Consider the following 19,003-nt stretch of genomic DNA (forward strand, 5'->3'; position numbering starts at 1 on the left):
ATAAAATGAGTTTGTGTGAAGTAATAAAAATTAAGTATCAGTCAATTTATCTTAAGTAAAGTTTACTGACCTTACGAGAGTAACTGAATAAGTAATATCCACAAATTAGATAAAGGAAAGATGACAGCCAAATAAGAAAAAGATAATCATAACCAACTGATTTTAATAATTTAAAATATTAAGCTATAAAAAATAAGCAGAAAGATATAATCTGCTCATGCTTTTATTCACAAAGTTATCCACAAGCCAGATCTTTAAGATCACAGTATAAAAATGCTCTGTTTCGCACAAGAATGGACGCTAAGATTCGTCTCTTGCGGCCAGCTATGGCATTCTTAGCGTCAGACTTTGCTGAATAAAGATGAAGAAACGCTATGGCCCAGATTGCAGAAAACCCATTGATCCTTGTTGACGGTTCCTCTTACCTCTATCGTGCATACCATGCCTTCCCACCGTTAACCAACGGCAGCGGTGAGCCAACGGGGGCAATGTATGGCGTGTTGAACATGTTGCGCAGTCTGTTGTTGCAATATCGGCCAAGCCATGTGGCCGTCGTTTTTGATGCCAAAGGCAAAACATTCCGTGATGAGCTTTTCGCGGAATATAAGTCTCACCGCCCCCCGATGCCAGATGATTTACGCGCCCAAATTGAGCCGCTGCACCAGATGGTTAAGGCGATGGGGTTGCCTTTATTGGCGGTTTCCGGTGTTGAGGCTGATGATGTTATCGGTACTTTGGCACAAGAAGCGGAAAAGGCGGGTCATGCAGTATTAATTAGTACTGGTGATAAAGACATGGCGCAATTAGTTACGCCAAATATCACTCTTATTAATACAATGAATAATGCTATTTTAGGGCCACAGGAAGTGTGCGAAAAATATGGCGTTCCCCCCGAGCTGATTATTGATTTTCTCGCGTTAATGGGGGATTCCTCAGATAATATTCCGGGCGTACCGGGGGTTGGCGAGAAGACGGCGCAGGCTTTATTGCAAGGTTTGGGCGGATTGGATGCGCTATTTAGTAATTTGGATAAAATTGCCACGCTAAGCTTCCGCGGTGCCAAAACAATGTCTGCCAAATTAGAGCAGAATAAAGATGTTGCCTACCTCTCCTATAAACTCGCCACGATTAAAACGGATGTTGAGCTGGATGTTACTTGTGATGAACTGAAAGTCTCAGCACCGGATGATGAGCAGCTGCATCAATTATTCAGTCGTTATGAATTTAAGCGCTGGCTGGCGGATGTCGAAGCTGGCAAATGGCTGGATGGTAAAAAAGACCGGCCGATGGCGCAGACGAATAATAAATCTTTTGCCGCCGTAGAACCGGCAGCGGCGGCGGAAGTCATGGCTGTATTATCACAAGATAATTATCAAACTATCTTGGATGACGCCACTTTAAACGCGTGGATTGAGCGGCTTAAAAATGCGGAAGTTTTCGCTTTTGATACTGAAACTGACGGCCTTGATACGCTCAGCAGCAATTTAATCGGCCTCTCTTTTGCTGTAGCGCCGGGTGAAGCCGCTTATTTACCATTAGCGCATGATTATCTGGATGCACCTGTACAGCTCGATAGGGATTGGGTTTTGGCCCAGCTTAAACCCTTACTGGAAGATGATAAGGCCCTAAAAGTTGGGCAGAATCTTAAGTTTGACCAAAGCATGCTGGCGCGTTACGGCATTGAACTGCGCGGTATTGCTTTCGATACCATGCTGGAATCTTATGTTTTAGACAGTGTAGCCGGTCGACACGATATGGATAGCTTGGCCGAGCGCTATCTCAATCATAAAACCATTACTTTTGAAGAGATCGCCGGTAAAGGTAAAAACCAGCTGACTTTCAACCAAATTGCGTTGGAACAAGCTGGCCCTTATGCGGCAGAAGACGCAGATGTCACCTTACAATTGCATTTGGTGCTGTGGCCGAAGCTACAGCAAAGTGAAGGCCTAAAGCGGGTTTTCCAAGAAATTGAGATGCCTTTACTGCCGATTTTGTCTCGCATTGAGCGCACTGGGGTGCTGATTGACCAGAATATATTGGCGGCCCATTCCAAAGAACTGACTATTCGCCTTGATGAGTTGGAAAAACAGGCGCATGAATTGGCGGAGGAGCCATTTAATCTCGCCTCACCTAAGCAATTACAGGTTATTTTGTATGAAAAACAAAAATTGCCTATTTTGAAGAAAACCCCAGGCGGTGCCGCTTCAACCAATGAAGAGGTGCTGGCAGAGTTGGCGTTGGATTACCCTTTGCCGAAAGTCATTCTTGAATATCGTGGCTTGGCCAAGCTGAAAAGCACTTATACCGATAAATTGCCGTTGATGATTAATCCTGTTTCTGGACGAGTTCATACTTCTTATCATCAGGCCGTCACGGCGACCGGGCGTTTATCTTCCCGAGATCCTAACCTGCAAAATATTCCGGTGCGAAATGAAGAAGGGCGTCGTATACGCCAGGCTTTTATTGCGCCAGAAGGTTATCGCATTATGGCGGCGGACTATTCACAGATTGAGCTGCGCATTATGGCCCATTTATCGCAGGATAAAGGGCTGTTGGCTGCATTTGCTGCCGGCAAGGATATCCACCGCGCCACAGCGGCAGAAGTCTTTGGTTTGCCTCTGGAAAACGTCACGAATGAACAGCGCCGCAGTGCTAAGGCGATTAACTTTGGTTTGATTTATGGCATGAGCGCATTCGGTTTAGCGCGACAATTGAATATTCCGCGCGGGGAAGCACAGCGCTATATGGATCTCTACTTTGAGCGCTACCCTGGCGTGCTGGAATATATGGAGCGCACACGTAAGCAAGCCGCTGATCAAGGTTATGTCACCACCCTGGATGGCCGTCGCCTCTATCTGCCAGACATTCACTCACGGAATGCAAATCGCCGTAAAGCTGCTGAACGCGAGGCCATCAATGCGCCGATGCAAGGGACTGCGGCTGATATTATTAAGCGCGCAATGATTGCAGTAGACACGTGGTTACAGCAAGAACCTGAGCCTTTGGTGCGGGTAATCATGCAGGTACATGATGAATTGGTATTTGAAGTGCATGAAAGTGTATTAGAAAGTGCCGAGCAGAAAATTCGCGGGCTGATGGAACAAAGTATGCAATTGGCCGTGCCATTAAAGGTTGATGTCGGTGTGGGTTATAACTGGGATCAAGCTCATTAGTTGTATGGGTAAGTGGTGATAAATAAAGCACTTTATGTAATTAAGCTACATTTAGGGCCGATAATGCGGCGATGATATGCGCTGAATCGTGCCAATTTATGTAACTATACAACAAAAAATTCTTTTGCCCTGCGAAAAAATGCTGTAGAGTTACAGATGTAGGGTACAGAGGTAAGATGTTCTATCTTTCAGACCTTTTACTTCACGTAATCGGATTTGGCTGTATATTAGCCGCCCCAGTCATTTATTGACTGGGGCGTTTTTTATGGCGTTTTGTTAGCATTTTCCGCGAATTGGGAGAGAAACCGCCAGATAGCCGCGATAAAAATAGAGTTTGGATGTGTACCTTGGCGTGCATAATATTGCCAAGAAGGTGTTCAGTGCGATATGAATACCCGTCGGGGTAACAGCCCTTGCGGGCTGCTGTTAGCGATTAATTACTCACCTGCATCGTCATAATCATCAATTATCACTTCCGGCGGGATCTCGCTGAACCAGGTATCCAGTTTTTCACGTAATTTATCAACGCCAATCTTTTTCAATGATGAGAAAGCTTCAACCTGAATATCACCCATAAATGGAATGATTGCTTCCCGCACCATGTTCAGTTGGGCTTTGCGAGCGCCTGATGCCAGTTTATCTGCTTTGGTCAGCAATAGCAGAACCGGGGTGCCGACGGCGACGGCCCATGTAATCATCTGCTGGTCTAAATCTTTTAACGGATGACGAATATCCATCAACACCACTAATCCTTTCAGGCAGTTACGTTTCTGTAAATATTCCCCCAATGCGCGCTGCCACTTGAGTTTCATCTCTTCGGGGACTTCGGCATAGCCGTATCCCGGTAAGTCGACCAGACGGACACCCTCAACCACTTCAAATAAGTTAATCAGCTGAGTTCGGCCCGGAGTTTTACTGGTTCTGGCCAGGCTTTTTTGGTTGGTTAATGTATTGAGAGCACTCGATTTACCGGCATTTGAGCGGCCTGCAAACGCCACTTCAATACCTTCGTCACGTGGCAGATGGCGAATATCCGGAGCACTGATGACGAAGTGAGTCATGTGATAGTTATAATTTCTGATAGTCAAAATTTGTTGTCTCCGTGAGAGATAGCTTACATGCAGCGATTATAACTGCATCAGGGCGAAAAAAGGGGGTTTATCTTTTGTCCCCTCGTGACTGGCTGTTGATCTGAAGTTTGCGGGCCACACTGCTCTTTTTCTATGAAATTATAATTTTTGTGAGTTGGTGGTCATTGTAGGAAAAACCAATCGCTTATCATTGAATGATTGTTAAGAAAAACTTCATTAAAAATAGGCTACACTTATCGCAGTTAATTTGTTTTTATGATTATTTTTTTAATGAAAACAAATAGATTTTTTATTTTTCACAGTGCGGGATGTGCTGGCAAGGAGCTTAATCACTTAGGAAGAGTGGCCTATGCTTAAGGAATGTAATGGATATACTGTGAGCCAGGGATGATATAGGGAGCTTATATAAAGGGATGTTTATGGACACAGGTCGGAGTGCCGGGTGAGTCACCTTCAGGGTTGAAGGGATGGCAAGGAAGGCAAATTGCAGGAGGGAGAAACCAGGACGTTATGTAAGTGCAAGGAGTGCGCTGTAAGGATACCCTTCCGCAGAAGGTGCGAAAAAAGGCGACAGGTTAATCTGCCGCCTTTTTTCTTTCTCTTCTTTCTGCTAGATTCCGGCCCAATCTTATACCTAATAGATTTGAAGATGCAGGAATGCTATTGCGGCCTGAACGTAGCTAACACACTGCAACTTGGATGATGACGGGTATACTAAGTCCGATCCCATACTCATTTACCCATTTAAGAGCACAGGTTATGAAGCAACCAAATAAAGCACCACGCGCTGATAGTGCGGCCTCGAAAGGCACCGCAAAGCCAAAGCGTCATAAAAAGACCCGTGTAGAGCTTGATCTTGAAGCACGCGAGCGTAAACGTCAGAAGAAACACAGCGGAAATCGCTCAGGTGCGAGAACCAATGTGGAAGGCAGTAATAAAAAGGGCCAAACTCAAACGCAAGAGAAAGATCCGCGCATTGGCAGCAAAGTGCCGGTATCGCTGGTGGTCGAGAGCAAGGTAAAAGCTAAGCCCGCCACTAAGCCTGCGGCCAAAGTCGAAGCCAAGCCACGCCTGACACCGGAAGAAGAGCTGACTAAGCTGGAAAACGACGAGCGCTTAGATGCATTGCTGGACCGGCTCGATAACGATGAAGTCTTGAGCAAAGAAGACCAGGCTTATGTTGATCTGACGTTAGACCGTATCGATGCCCTGATGGAGCAATTAGGTATTGAATTGGGCGACGATGAAGATGACGAAGAGCGCGAAGAAAAGCCGGAAGATATTCTAAAACTACTGAAGAGCGGTAATCCAAAAGACGCATTTTAAAGTATGAAGTGGGTGATCCCGATAATAGCCCTACTACTTACATGTTATCTATTGTGGTTATTGGGTAAACTATGGCGGCTGTCGCAACGTAGGTCACGATTGCGCAGCGCTACTGCGGCCAGACAACGGAAACATCTGCCCCCTAACCGGCCCGGTAAGCGAAAATATCGGAAGGAATGAACATGTCTGAGCACGCTATAGTTTGGGATCTGTCCCTGATTCAAAAATATAATTATTCAGGGCCGCGTTACACTTCGTACCCCACTGCGCTTGAATTTAGTGAAGATTATAATGAATCTGCTTTTCAGCAGGCGGTGAAACGTTATCCGCAGCGCCCTTTGTCGCTGTATGTGCATATCCCGTTTTGCCACAAACTTTGTTACTTCTGCGGTTGTAATAAGCTGGTGACGCGGCAGCAACATAAAGCTGATGAATATCTTACAGTCTTGGAAAAAGAGATTCGCCAGCGGGCGGATCTGTTCGCCGGGCGTCAGGTTAGCCAGATGCACTGGGGCGGCGGCACGCCAACCTATCTGAATAAAACCCAAATCACTCATTTAATGAATCTGTTGCGTGAGAATTTTGATTTTCTGCCAGGTGCGGAGCAATCAATTGAAGTTGATCCACGTGAAATTGAGCTAGATGTACTCGACCACCTGCGTGCTGAAGGCTTTAACCGCCTGAGCATGGGGGTGCAGGACTTCAATAAAGAAGTTCAACGGCTGGTTAACCGTGAGCAAGATGAAGATTTTATCTTTGCGCTCATTGCTCGTGCCAAGGCCCTGGGTTTTAACTCCACCAATATTGATTTGATTTATGGCTTGCCAAAACAGACGCCAGAAAGTTTTGCCTTTACGCTCAAACGAGTGGCTGAACTCAGCCCTGACCGCCTGAGTGTCTTCAATTATGCCCATTTACCGAGCTTGTTTGCCGCGCAGCGCAAAATTAAAGATGCGGACTTACCCAGTGCTGAGCAGCGGCTGGATATTTTACAGCACACCATCAGTTTCTTAACTGAATCCGGCTACCAGTTTATTGGTATGGATCACTTTGCCCGGCCAGATGATGAGTTAGCTATTGCCCAGCGGGAGGGGAAATTGCATCGTAATTTCCAGGGCTACACCACCCAAGGTGAGAGTGATTTGCTTGGGTTGGGGGTGTCGGCGATTAGTATGCTGGGTGACAGTTATGCTCAGAACGAAAAAGAGTTAAAAACCTATTATTCCGTGGTCGAACAGCGTGGCAATGCATTGTGGCGTGGCCTGACCATGACCGAAGATGACTGCTTACGCCGCGACGTCATTAAAACACTGATTTGTAATTTCCAAATCAGTTATCAGCCGATTGAACAGCATTATGGTATTCGTTTTGCGGATTATTTTGCCGAAGATTTTGCGCTGCTGACGCCATTTGAACAAGATGGGCTGGTGGAGCGCGATGACAAAGGTATTCGTGTGACGCCGCGTGGGCGTTTACTCATTCGCAATATCTGTATGTGTTTTGATATTTATTTACGAAAACAGGCGCGCAGACAGCAATTCTCCCGCGTTATCTGATGATATCACCCTCAGCGATGAGGGTGATATTCAAACAAAATTACTCCATTCCCAACTCTTTCAGCTTACGCGTTAACGTATTTCGCCCCCAACCCAACAGGCGTGCTGCTTCCTGCTTATGGCCTTGGGTGTGGCGTAATGCCGTGGTTAATAGTGTTCGTTCCATTTCTGGTTGTGCTTCCGACAGCAAATCCTGATGACCGGAGCGCAGTGCGCGATCAGCCCATTGCGCCAGCAATGTTGACCAATTGTCCGGCATGCGTTGACCGGAAGCTTCCGGTGTACTGGTCTCGAACAACTCAGAGGGTAAGTCCTGAATAAGCACTTCCTGCCCAGCAGCCATAACAGTCAGCCAGCGGCAGGTGTTCTCCAGTTGGCGCACGTTCCCCGGCCAAGGCAGGCGCGTCAGTGCGACTTCTGTTTCAGGATGCAAATTCTTGGCTTCCACACCCAACTCTTTGGCGGCCACTTGTAAGAAGTAGCGAGCCAGGCGGGGAATATCCTCACGGCGCTCACGCAGCGGGGGTAAATGTACTCGAATCACATTCAAACGATGGAATAAATCCTCACGGAATTTACCCTCTTGAACACGAAGCTCCAGATTTTGATGGGTGGCGGCAATGATACGCACATCCACTTTGACCGGTGCATAACCGCCAACTCGATAAAACTGACCATCAGCCAAGACGCGCAACAGGCGGGTCTGCACATCCAGCGGCATATCACCGATTTCATCTAAAAACAGTGTGCCGCCATCGGCTTGTTCAAAACGCCCTTGGCGGACTTGATTGGCACCAGTAAAGGCCCCTTTTTCGTGGCCGAACAGCTCGGACTCAATTAAATCTTTCGGAATTGCGGCCATGTTCAGTGCAATAAAGGGAGCTTTGCCCCGGGGGCTATGGCGATGTAATGCATGGGCCACCAGCTCTTTACCCGTGCCCGACTCACCGTTAATCAGCACACTGATAGAGGAGCGAGACAAGCGGCCAATGATGCGGAACACATCTTGCATCGCCGGTGCTTCGCCAATGATATCAGCCGTTGGGCCACTGGCGGGCTGGGTGCGAGCAGGTTGTTGCTGTTCCTGATAATGGCTGATAGCCCGTTCAACCAGTGCGACGGCTTCATCAATATCAAAAGGTTTGGGCAGATAATCAAATGCCCCTTGTTGATAAGCACTTACTGCCGCGTCTAAATCAGAATGTGCCGTCATTATGATGACCGGGAGCATGGGGTGACGTTGCTTAATCTGTTTTAGCAGCGCCAATCCGTCCATGCCGGGCATACGGATATCGGATAACAGCACATCCGGGGTTTGTGTGGCCAGCGCATCTAACACCTGATTGCCGGTATCGAATGTTGCACAGTTTAGGCCCGCTCCAGTCAGTGCGCGCTCAAGCACCCAGCGGATGGAGCTATCGTCATCGACGATCCAGACTATCCCTCGTTGCATAGAAACCTCACTGGCGAATAGGCAGGTAAACCGAGAATTCGGTATGTCCTGGCCAACTGTTAAGTTCAATTTTACCCGAATGTTGATCAATAAGACTGCGGGCAATCGACAGGCCAAGGCCAGTCCCTCCCTCACGACCACTGACCATCGGGTAGAACACGGTATCTTGTAATTGCGTTGGCACGCCTGGGCCATCGTCTTCAATATCAATGCGCGCGGCCAAACGGTAGCGCACGCCATGTAGCGTTATCTGAAATGCGGTGCGGGTACGCAATGTGATGGTGCCGCCAGCCTGACCTAAAGCTTGTAATGCATTGCGGGTAATATTCAGCAGCACTTGCTCAATTTGGTCGGGATCATGCGCTAACTCCGGCAAACTTGGGTCATAGTCACGGATTAACGTCACGTTATCCGGTTTCTCCAGTGAGACTAGCTGACAAACGCGTTCAGCAACCTGATGAATACTTTGAGTAACATGCTGACCGGGCCGCTGTGGGCCTAATAAGCGGTCGACCAAATTACGTAAGCGGTCAGCTTGCTCAATAATCACTTTGGTATATTCCAGCAATGCCGGGTCGGGTAAGGCTTTTGCCAATAATTGTGCGGCACCCCGTAAACCGCCTAACGGGTTCTTAATCTCGTGAGCTAAGCCGCGCACCAAATCCCGGGCGGCAACTTGTTGTGCATGCTGCAATTGCTCTTGGCTTAACCGGCGTTGATTATCCATCGGCGCCATTTCCAGCAATATAAAACCTTCAGGCAGTGACTGTGCGGTCAGCGATAAAATATGCGCGCGGCCATCAACCACTAATGTCACTTCATTATCGGTAAAACCTTGGCCTGTGTTCAGGCTTTCCCGCATCAAGTCGATATTGAGGGAAAAATAGCCTAATAAATCTGGCAGAGGTGTACCAAAAAGTTTACGGGAGCTTTGCGCCAGAAGTTGCTGGGCTGCGGGATTGGCATAATGAATAGCCAAATCATCATCTAATAGCAGAATACTATTAATGAGAGAATTAAGGATCTGCCCAGCATCGGGCAGCGTGCCTGTTGCCATTACGCAGACTCCTGCACACTTTTGGTGCATTAATCCTATCGGTTCAGTCGCAACTGAGCCAGAGGAATTATGACGAAAATGAAAAGTGGAGAAAAAAGCCCATCGTGAGATGGGCTAAAAGTTTCCACGGCAACAAAAAAACTAATTAAAATTAAACGCTGTAGTACAGTTCGAACTCAACTGGGTGCGGAGTCATACGAACGCGGTCCATTTCTTCTTTACGCAGTTCGATGTAAGCATCGATAGCATCGTCAGTGAACACGCCACCACGGGTCAGGAACTCGCGATCTTCGTTCAATGCCGCCATTGCTTCGTCCAGTGAACCGGCAACTTTTGGAATTTCAGCCTCTTCTTCCGGTGGCAAGTCATACAAGTTTTTGTCCATCGCATCACCTGGGTGAATTTTGTTGATGATGCCATCAAGGCCAGCCATCAGCAGTGCGGCGAAGCACAGGTATGGGTTAGCCGCTGGATCTGGGAAGCGCGCTTCAATACGGCGGGCTTTCGGGCTGGCAACCACAGGGATACGGATAGAAGCTGAGCGGTTACGGGCTGAGTAAGCCAACATTACTGGGGCTTCATAGCCTGGAACCAAACGTTTGTAGGAGTTAGTCGTTGGGTTAGCCAAGGCGTTAATGGCTTTTGCGTGTTTGATAATACCGCCGATGTAGAACAGCGCGACTTCAGACAGGCCAGCGTATTTGTCACCCGCGAACAGGTTGGTGCCGTTCTTGGACAAAGACATATGGCAGTGCATGCCTGAGCCGTTATCACCGAACATTGGTTTCGGCATAAATGTCGCCGTTTTACCAAATGCGTGTGCCACGTTGTGCACTACGTATTTATAAATCTGAATTTCGTCAGCTTTTTTGGTCATGGTATTGAAGCGAGTAGCCACTTCGTTCTGACCCGCTGTTGCCACTTCATGGTGATGCGCTTCAACCACCAGACCCATTTCTTCCATGGTTAAACACATGGTAGAGCGCAGATCTTGTGAAGAATCGACCGGAGGAACTGGGAAGTAACCGCCTTTGACTGCTGGACGGTGACCTTTGTTGCCGCCTTCGTATTTGGTGCTGGAGTTCCATGCGCCTTCGATATCATCGATAGCTACATGAGAACCACGGATGCTGCTACCAAAACGCACATCGTCGAACAGGAAGAATTCTGGTTCAGGCCCGAACAACACGGTATCCGCAATACCTGAAGATTTCAGGAATTCTTCTGCGCGTTTGGAGATAGAACGTGGGTCGCGGTCATAACCTTGTAGAGTGCCTGGCTCAAGAATGTCACAACGGATAATCAGTGTGGAATCTTCGAAGAACGGGTCCATAACAGCGGTGCTGGCGTCTGGCATCAGTACCATGTCGGATTCGTTAATGCCTTTCCAGCCACCAATCGAGGAGCCATCAAACATTTTGCCTTCTTCGAAGAAGTCAGCGTTGACCTGATGAGCCGGAATAGTGATGTGCTGTTCTTTCCCTTTAGTATCGGTGAAGCGCAAATCAACGAATTTCACTTCGTGCTCATTCAGCATCGTCAAAACATGTTCAGCGGACATACTTATATCTCCCGGATTTGTCATAGTCGTCGTCGTGGAACGATTACCGTGTATTACTGCGATTTATGGTGCTCTGGCATTTTTGCCGGTAAAAACTTCTTGTGGCAACAAACAGTCGTTTCAAAAACCTTTTACCTGCAAGTGTGTATCAGTCAAAACAGCAAACTTGTCACTTTTTATTTCGGACGGTTATTCGTGCTGGCTATTCATGCTAAAATACATTGCGAAATCTATGCCAACTTTCCAAATCCCCCGGTTATGCCATATCATAGGGGTCTGCTGATAATCAGTATGCACCAGGATAGTTATATTGCACTATTTTGGTGCTTCATTTGCGTCATTGGGCACTGTATTGGTGCAGAAAAGGGCTGAGAGGCTATTTTTGCACCGTGAAAGGGATCACAAACTAACCGCCGTTAGGTTGTTTATAAGAGAAGTTTGTGATCTTGTTTAGTCCCTCGCTTAATACGTGTACAATAGCGCGCTATTTCTAAATGCCTGAGGCAAAAAAGCTGTGATCGAGAATCTGCGTAACATCGCCATTATTGCGCACGTTGACCATGGGAAAACTACCCTGGTTGATAAGTTGCTACAACAATCTGGTACTTTCGGTGAACGTACTGAAGCAACTGAACGTGTAATGGACTCCAACGATTTGGAGAAAGAGCGTGGGATAACCATCCTCGCAAAAAATACCGCCATTAATTGGAAAGACTACCGCATCAACATCGTGGATACCCCAGGACACGCCGATTTCGGCGGTGAGGTTGAGCGTGTAATGTCTATGGTTGACTCTGTGCTGCTGGTCGTCGACGCAATGGATGGCCCGATGCCGCAGACCCGTTTCGTGACCAAAAAAGCTTTTGCTAATGGTCTGAAACCAATCGTGGTAATCAACAAAGTTGATCGTCCGGGCGCACGCCCTGACTGGGTTGTGGATCAGGTCTTCGACCTGTTCGTCAACCTGGATGCAACTGACGAACAATTGGACTTCCCAATCATTTATGCTTCTGCATTGATGGGTATTGCGGGCGAAGACCACAACAATATGGCGGAAGACATGACTCCGCTGTATCAAGCTATCGTTGACCATGTGTCTGCACCACAAGTTGAGCTTGAAGCGCCATTCCAGATGCAGATCTCTCAGCTGGATTACAACAACTATGTTGGTGTTATCGGCATCGGTCGTATCAAACGCGGTAAAGTTAAGCCAAACCAGCAAGTCACTATCATTGATAGCGAAGGCAAAACGCGTAACGGTAAAGTCGGTAAGGTTCTGACTCACATGGGTCTGGAACGTATCGAAGCTGCCGTAGCGGAAGCGGGCGATATCGTTGCTATCACCGGTCTGGGCGAGTTGAACATCTCTGACACCATCTGTGACGTTAATGCTGTTGAAGCATTGCCAGCGCTGTCTGTTGATGAACCTACCGTGACCATGTATTTCTGCGTTAACACCTCTCCGTTCTGCGGCAAAGAAGGTAAGTATGTGACTTCACGTCAGATTCTTGACCGCTTGAACAAAGAGCTGATTCATAACGTCGCACTGCGTGTTGAAGAAACTGAAGATGCTGACGCATTCCGTGTATCAGGCCGCGGTGAGCTTCACCTGTCGGTTCTGATCGAAAACATGCGCCGCGAAGGTTTCGAGCTGGCTGTATCTCGTCCTAAAGTTATCAACCGTGTTATCGACGGCCGCAATCAAGAACCATTTGAAAGCGTAACTCTGGATATCGAAGAGCAGCACCAGGGCGCAGTCATGCAAGCCATGGGTGAGCGTAAAGGCGATGTGAAGGACATGGTACCGGACGGCAAAGGTCGTATTCGTCTGGATTACATGATCCCAAGCCGTGGTCTGATTGGCTTCCGTACTGAATTCATGACCATGACTTCAGGTACCGGCCTGCTGTACTCCACATTCAGTCACTATGATGATGTGCGTCCAGGTGATATCGGCCAACGTCAAAACGGCGTACTGATCTCTAACGGTCAGGGCAAAGCTGTTGCGTTCGCATTGTACAAACTGCAAGACCGCGGCAAGCTGTTTATTGGTCATGGTACTGAAGTGTATGAAGGCCAAATCATTGGTATTCACTCACGTTCTAACGACCTGACGGTAAACTGTTTGACCGGTAAGCAGCTGACCAACATGCGTGCATCGGGTACTGACGAAGCAACCACTCTGGTTCCTTTCCTGAAGAAAACTCTGGAACAGGCTCTGGAATTCATTGATGACGATGAATTGGTTGAAGTTACCCCGCAATCGATCCGTATCCGTAAGCGTCACCTGACGGAAAACGATCGTAAGCGCGCAGGTCGTGGGTCTAAAGAAGGTTAATTCTTCTTAGCTCTACTGATACTTAGGGCGCGAAAAGCGCCCTGAGTTCTCATCTTTCAAGCCGCAGATGTGTTGGCTGCTTTCGTTCACCCGAATCACTTACTCGAGTAAGCTCATCGGGTCTCTCTCTTTTGCCGCCTTCCTGCAACTTGAAATCTGTTTGTTATAATTACCTCCGGTAAAAATATTATTTTTCCTGACTGACCTCTCCTTTTTCCCCCTCTCTCTGTTCAGTATTCTTTTTTCCCGTTACAGTAAAACTCACCATCTAATTGGGAGAGCGCCATGCTGTATATCTTTGATCTAGGGAATGTGATTGTTGATATCGATTTCAAACGCGTGTTGGGCGTCTGGAGTAAATTAAGCAGTGTTCCGTTAGCGACATTGAGTGAGCGCTTTACGATGGGAGAGGTTTTCCAGCAGCATGAGCGCGGTGAAATCAGTGATGAGGATTTTGCCCGCCAACTCAGTGATGAAATGGGGCTATCACTGAGTTTTGAGCAGTTTGCTGAAGGTTGGCAGGCGGTATTTGTTGCTTTGCGGCCAGAAGTCATCGCGATCATGCAAAAATTACGGGCTGAGGGGCATCGGGTGGTGGTGCTATCTAATACCAATCGCCTGCATTGCTACTACTGGCCACAGCATTATCCTGAAGTCGCTGCCGCTGCTGACCATATGTATCTGTCTCAGGATTTGGGAATGCGCAAACCTGAAGCCAGGATTTATCAACATGTGCTGAGTGCGGAAAATATTCCAGCGGAGCAAGCTGTGTTCTTTGATGATGTTGAGGCAAATATAGTTGCGGCCAGAATAGAAGGCATTACCGGCATTCACGTCACCGACCGAAAGATTATTCCTGCTTATTTTTCCTGATAATTTCTAACTTCAGGTGTTAATGGGTTAGCCTTAAGCATAACGCTGGCCCATAACAAAGCCGAACCACCCGTCTTGACTGAGAGATAAACATGGCGAGTTTTCTACGTTTTCGTTCACTTGCACCTTTAAAACCCAGCATTACGTTCGGGCGTATGCTCTGTGCCCGAATAGATAAAGATGGGTTAACAATGCTGGCCGGGCATTTGGCCTATGTATCATTGCTTTCTCTGGTGCCTTTAATCACGGTGATTTTTGCCCTGTTTGCTGCTTTTCCGATGTTTGCCGATATCAGCATAAAATTGAAAGCCTTCATATTCGCCAATTTTATGCCTGCAACGGGCGATATTATTCAAAATTATCTTGAGCAATTTGTCGCGAACTCAAACCGTATGACGGTTATAGGGACATGCGGCTTGATTGTTACAGCGCTACTGCTGATTTACTCGGTCGATAGCGTGCTCAATATTATCTGGCGCAGTAAAGTTCACCGCTCACTGGTATTTTCATTTGCTGTTTACTGGATGGTGCTGACATTGGGGCCGATTCTCGTCGGGGCCAGTATGGTGATTAGTTCATATCTGCTGTCATTGCAGTGGCTGGCCAATGCCCAAGTTGACAGTATGATTGACGAAACTCTGCGGCTATTCCCGTTGCTGATTTCTTGGGTTTCGTTTTGGTTATTGTACAGTGTGGTACCGACGGTTAGGGTGCCGGCGCGAGATGCGGTTATTGGCGCGCTGGTTGCCGCCCTGCTGTTTGAGTTGGGCAAGAAAGGATTCACAATGTATATCACGCTGTTTCCGTCTTACCAGTTGATTTACGGAGTATTGGCGGTTATCCCTATTTTATTCCTCTGGGTTTACTGGAGCTGGTGCATTGTATTGCTGGGCGCGGAAATTACGGTCACTTTGGGGGAATATCGTGCACAACGCCATGGCACAAATATAGAGCAGAGCCAGAGTCAGGAGATGTAAGGCATTATGATTGCGTTAATTCAACGGGCGCTCAGCGCCAATGTCGTGGTTGATGGCAAAGTTGTGGGTGAAATTGGCCCTGGATTGTTGATATTGCTCGGTGTAGAGCAAGAAGATACTGAGCAGAAAGCACAACGGTTATGCGAAAAGGTGCTCGGGTATCGAATTTTTGGTGATGAAAACGACAAAATGAACCTCAATGTCCAGCAGGCGGGGGGAAGCGTGCTGGTGGTTTCACAATTTACGTTAGTTGCCGATACCCACAAGGGCATGAGACCGAGTTTTTCCCGTGGGGCTATTCCGGCAGAAGCGGATAGGCTTTATCAGTATTTTGTTGCTCAGTGCCGCGAGCGTGGTGTAAAAACTGAAACGGGATTATTTGCAGCAGATATGAAAGTTAGCTTGGTAAACGACGGCCCCGTGACGTTCTGGTTGCAAGTATAGAGACAGGGATATCACCCGAAGCTGAGGGTTATGACACAGATTTCATTGATAATTTTAACGAGAGAATGCTGCTATGTATCACTTGCGCGTGCCCACAACAGAACAAGAACTTAAAGATTATTATCAATTCCGTTGGGAAATGTTACGCAAGCCGCTGCATCAACCGATAGGTTCTGAAAAAGATGCTTATGACGCGATGGCGCATCACCAAATGGTGGTGGATGAGCAAGGCAAACCTGTCGCGATTGGCCGTTTATATATCAATGCTGATAATGAGGCTGCAATTCGTTTTTTGGCGGTAGACCCTTCAGTGCGGGCCAAAGGGTTAGGAACGTTAGTGGCGATGACGCTAGAGTCTGTCGCGCGCCAAGAAGGGGTAAAGCGGGTGGTGTGTAGCGCCCGCGAAGATGCCGTCGACTTCTTCGCTAAATTAGGCTTTGTTAGTCAGGGAGAAATTACCGCCCCGCAGACCACACCTGTTCGTCACTTTTTAATGATTAAGCCGGTTGTGACCATGGATGATATTCTGCATCGCCCTGATTGGTGTGGTCAGTTGCAGCAAGCTTGGTATGACCATATCCCCCTTAGCGAAAAAATGGGGGTGCGTATCAGCCAATATACGGGGCAGCGCTTTGTGACCACGATGCCAGAAGCGGGTAATCAAAATCCTCACCATACCTTATTTGCTGGCAGCCTTTTTTCATTAGCGACGCTGACGGGCTGGGGGCTGATTTGGCTATTACTCCGTGAGCGCCATTTAGGCGGCACAATAATTCTTGCTGATGCCCATATTCGCTACAGCGCACCGGTTACCGGGCGACCAAGAGCCGTTGCCGAGTTAAGCTCACTCAGTGGTGATTTGGATAGGTTGGCGCGTGGTCGCCGTGCTCGGGTACAATTAGACGTCAATTTATTCGGTGATGAAGATGCTGGTGCGGTATTTTCTGGAACTTATATGGTTCTGCCCGTCGATGCTGGGAATGATGGTGTTAACTAATTTTTATCTTGTCCGCTCATTAATAACAAGTGAGCGGGTATTTAGTTTTATCTGTCACTGTATTTTTTATCAAAATAATGCTCAGCCCCAAGATATAACATCCACTTGATATTTATTTTCGTATTAGACTAAATTAAAAATAAGCAATTTTTACGAAATGTATTCACATGAATTCCTTATAAATTTCCTGTAAAACCATTTGTGTAAATAGAGTAAATAATACACTGGACGACAGGAAATTATCGTTATCTAATGACGTAATAGTCATTGTTAAATTCGAGACTATATTAATGGCTAAATTTTAATGGTTATTATATTCCTTATTATTGATAATATATAGGAGTAAATAAAATGAAAAAAGACTGGCACAGACAAGAAATTCTGGCTGCAATACGTAAAAAGAAAGGTTCTCTCTCTGCATTATCAAGAGAAAGCGGGCTATCGCCTGGCACACTTTCTAATGCGCTAACGCGGCCTTGGCCAAAAGGGGAAATGATTATTGCTGAAGCCATTGGCATTACGCCACAAGAGATATGGCCTAGTAGATTTATTGACTATAGCGGCTGTAGCATTATTAGAAAGATAAGGAAAAATTAAATATAGGAGAAGAATATAATGGACAAAAATTTATTAAAACAAATTGAAATATTAATAAGATTTTGGGGAGGGAGCTCAGAACCTTGGGGGGTGAAAGATAACCAATCAAGGTTTGTTTATGCAAACCGTAGAGTTAATAAGCTATTTAATATATCGGATCAATATTGCTTGGAAGGCCGTTTAGATGGCGAGATTCCAACACCAGCAGCAGAATTTCAGAAGGAGTTTCAAACTCACGACCGTAAGGTTGAATTATTACAGGATCGAGTTACATCCGTTGATATACAGCTATATGATGGTCATTCATATTTCACACCATACTTCTGTGATAAATATCCACTAATAGATGAGAATGGTATTTCTCAAGGTATTATTTTTCATAGCAGACCTGTTACTGATACAATATTGTCTCGTTTGAGTAAGATAAAAATCCCAACGACACTTATCTTTACGCCGCCCTCTGATTTTTTCTCAAAAAGAGAATGGGAAGTGCTGTTTTATATTTTACATTCATTTTCAAGTGCTGAGATTTCTAAAAAACTTCACTTATCACCAAGAACTGTGGATAACATAATTCAAAGTATTTATAGAAAATCTGATGTTTCTAATAAGCGGCAGATGATCGATTATTGTTATGAGAACAAAATTAATAATTATGTTCCGCAAAGTTTCTTCGAATGCTCTGGATCTTTCCCACTTGTCTAATTGAAAAATTAAGAGGAAAATATGGAAAGTTCATTATTAAACTCACTTAAAATGCTAATAAGGTTTTGGGAGCATAGTACTGAACCTTGGGGAGTAAAAGACAGCAACTCAAGATATGTTTATGCAAATAATAGATTGCATAGGTTATTAGCATTGCCTAGTAATTATAGTATGGAAGGGCGATTAGATGGCGAGCTTCCTACGCCAATATCAGAGTTCCAACTTGAATTTCAGGAGCATGATCGTAAGGTTGAGTTATTGCAAGACCGTATAACATCGGTTGAAATACATGCATGGGATGGGCGTTCGTATTTTCAGCCATACTTTGTGGATAAGTATCCACTGATAGATGAAAACGGAATTTCTCGAGGAGTTATTTGTCATGGTAGGCCAGTGGAAGATATAATATTAACGCATTTAAATAAGATAAAAGTGCCAAAATCACTGATTTTTACTCCGCCATCTGACCTCTTTTCAAAACGGGAATGGGAGGTACTATTTTATGTTATACATTCATTCTCAAGTGTCGAAATTGCTGAGAAACTTCACTTGTCATCTAGAACCGTCTGTAACATTATCCAAAAAATATACAATAAAACGGGAGTTACCAGTAAGCGACAAGTAATAGAGTATTGTTATGAGAATAAAATTAATAATTACATCCCACAGAGCTTTTTTGAGTATTCAGGTTCGTTCCCATTAACATAAGGAAAGTAAAATTTAACTGGAGAATATAATGGATAAAATTTTAAAGGACTTGCTGGAAATACTTATAATATTTTGGGTGCAGAGATTCAGAACCTTGGGGGAGTAAAATATAATCAGTTGCGTATTATATATGAGAGTCATAGGGTT

At 46.1% G+C, this 19,003-nt stretch carries 15 protein-coding genes and 1 pseudogene; 12 read left to right on the forward strand and 4 right to left on the reverse strand.

The annotated features are described in order from the left end of the window. The first annotated feature begins 374 nt into the window (after positions 1-374). A complete protein-coding gene (gene polA / locus D5F51_RS00135; protein WP_129195288.1) occupies positions 375-3,173 on the forward strand; it encodes a DNA polymerase I in 2,799 nt (932 codons plus the stop codon). A 176-nt stretch (positions 3,174-3,349) separates the two neighbouring features. Next, positions 3,350-3,394 (forward strand): annotated as a pseudogene (gene spfP / locus D5F51_RS23035) (small protein SpfP); the annotation flags it as partial. A gap of 216 nt (positions 3,395-3,610) precedes the next feature. Here spfP and yihA read toward each other — a convergent pair. Next, the gene (gene yihA / locus D5F51_RS00140; RefSeq protein ID WP_025380057.1) at positions 3,611-4,261 is read right to left on the reverse strand and encodes a ribosome biogenesis GTP-binding protein YihA/YsxC; all 651 of its coding nucleotides are present in this window, start codon (positions 4,259-4,261) and stop codon (positions 3,611-3,613) included. 762 nt (positions 4,262-5,023) lie between these two features. Between yihA and yihI the strand changes: the two genes are divergently transcribed. After that, complete coding sequence (gene yihI, locus D5F51_RS00145; protein ID WP_025380056.1) at positions 5,024-5,590, forward strand: Der GTPase-activating protein YihI; 567 nt, start codon at positions 5,024-5,026, stop codon at positions 5,588-5,590. Positions 5,591-5,772: 182 nt separating this feature from the next. Next, the gene (gene hemN / locus D5F51_RS00155) at positions 5,773-7,146 is read left to right on the forward strand and encodes an oxygen-independent coproporphyrinogen III oxidase (RefSeq protein ID WP_129195289.1); all 1,374 of its coding nucleotides are present in this window, start codon (positions 5,773-5,775) and stop codon (positions 7,144-7,146) included. A gap of 40 nt (positions 7,147-7,186) precedes the next feature. Here the strand turns inward: hemN and glnG are convergent, their stop codons facing one another. From glnG to glnA, 3 genes are all read right to left on the reverse strand, one after another. Then, positions 7,187-8,599, reverse strand: a complete 1,413-nt coding sequence (gene glnG / locus D5F51_RS00160) for a nitrogen regulation protein NR(I) (protein WP_025380054.1) — start codon at positions 8,597-8,599, stop codon at positions 7,187-7,189. A gap of 7 nt (positions 8,600-8,606) precedes the next feature. After that, the gene (glnL, locus tag D5F51_RS00165; protein WP_129195290.1) at positions 8,607-9,656 is read right to left on the reverse strand and encodes a nitrogen regulation protein NR(II); all 1,050 of its coding nucleotides are present in this window, start codon (positions 9,654-9,656) and stop codon (positions 8,607-8,609) included. 151 nt (positions 9,657-9,807) lie between these two features. Beyond that, a complete protein-coding gene (glnA, locus tag D5F51_RS00170; RefSeq protein WP_025380052.1) occupies positions 9,808-11,217 on the reverse strand; it encodes a glutamate--ammonia ligase in 1,410 nt (469 codons plus the stop codon). A gap of 514 nt (positions 11,218-11,731) precedes the next feature. Here glnA and typA point away from each other — a divergent pair. The 8 genes from typA to D5F51_RS00210 all read left to right on the forward strand — a co-directional run bounded on the left by typA (position 11,732) and on the right by D5F51_RS00210 (position 18,856). Continuing rightward, positions 11,732-13,555 carry a ribosome-dependent GTPase TypA gene (typA, locus tag D5F51_RS00175; protein ID WP_025380050.1) on the forward strand — a complete coding sequence of 608 codons (1,824 nt, stop codon included), beginning with the start codon at positions 11,732-11,734 and terminating at the stop codon, positions 13,553-13,555. 285 nt (positions 13,556-13,840) lie between these two features. Further along, complete coding sequence (yihX, locus tag D5F51_RS00180) at positions 13,841-14,428, forward strand: glucose-1-phosphatase (RefSeq protein ID WP_025380049.1); 588 nt, start codon at positions 13,841-13,843, stop codon at positions 14,426-14,428. A 92-nt stretch (positions 14,429-14,520) separates the two neighbouring features. Next, positions 14,521-15,405: a virulence factor BrkB family protein gene (locus D5F51_RS00185; protein ID WP_025380048.1), complete on the forward strand. Its 885-nt coding sequence runs from the start codon at positions 14,521-14,523 to the stop codon at positions 15,403-15,405. A 6-nt stretch (positions 15,406-15,411) separates the two neighbouring features. After that, positions 15,412-15,849, forward strand: a complete 438-nt coding sequence (dtd, locus tag D5F51_RS00190) for a D-aminoacyl-tRNA deacylase (RefSeq protein ID WP_129195291.1) — start codon at positions 15,412-15,414, stop codon at positions 15,847-15,849. A gap of 73 nt (positions 15,850-15,922) precedes the next feature. Beyond that, the gene (gene fabY / locus D5F51_RS00195; RefSeq protein WP_025380046.1) at positions 15,923-16,846 is read left to right on the forward strand and encodes a fatty acid biosynthesis protein FabY; all 924 of its coding nucleotides are present in this window, start codon (positions 15,923-15,925) and stop codon (positions 16,844-16,846) included. A 351-nt stretch (positions 16,847-17,197) separates the two neighbouring features. Beyond that, complete coding sequence (locus D5F51_RS00200) at positions 17,198-17,443, forward strand: helix-turn-helix domain-containing protein (protein WP_129195292.1); 246 nt, start codon at positions 17,198-17,200, stop codon at positions 17,441-17,443. Between the two features lie 18 nt (positions 17,444-17,461). Beyond that, positions 17,462-18,148 (forward strand): helix-turn-helix transcriptional regulator, encoded by a 687-nt coding sequence (locus D5F51_RS00205; RefSeq protein ID WP_129195293.1) that lies wholly within the window; start codon positions 17,462-17,464, stop codon positions 18,146-18,148. Positions 18,149-18,169: 21 nt separating this feature from the next. Then, positions 18,170-18,856 carry a helix-turn-helix transcriptional regulator gene (locus tag D5F51_RS00210; RefSeq protein WP_025380043.1) on the forward strand — a complete coding sequence of 229 codons (687 nt, stop codon included), beginning with the start codon at positions 18,170-18,172 and terminating at the stop codon, positions 18,854-18,856. Positions 18,857-19,003 lie beyond the last annotated feature (147 nt).

This window comes from Yersinia hibernica, from assembly GCF_004124235.1.
Classification (GTDB): Bacteria; Pseudomonadota; Gammaproteobacteria; order Enterobacterales; family Enterobacteriaceae; genus Yersinia; species Yersinia hibernica.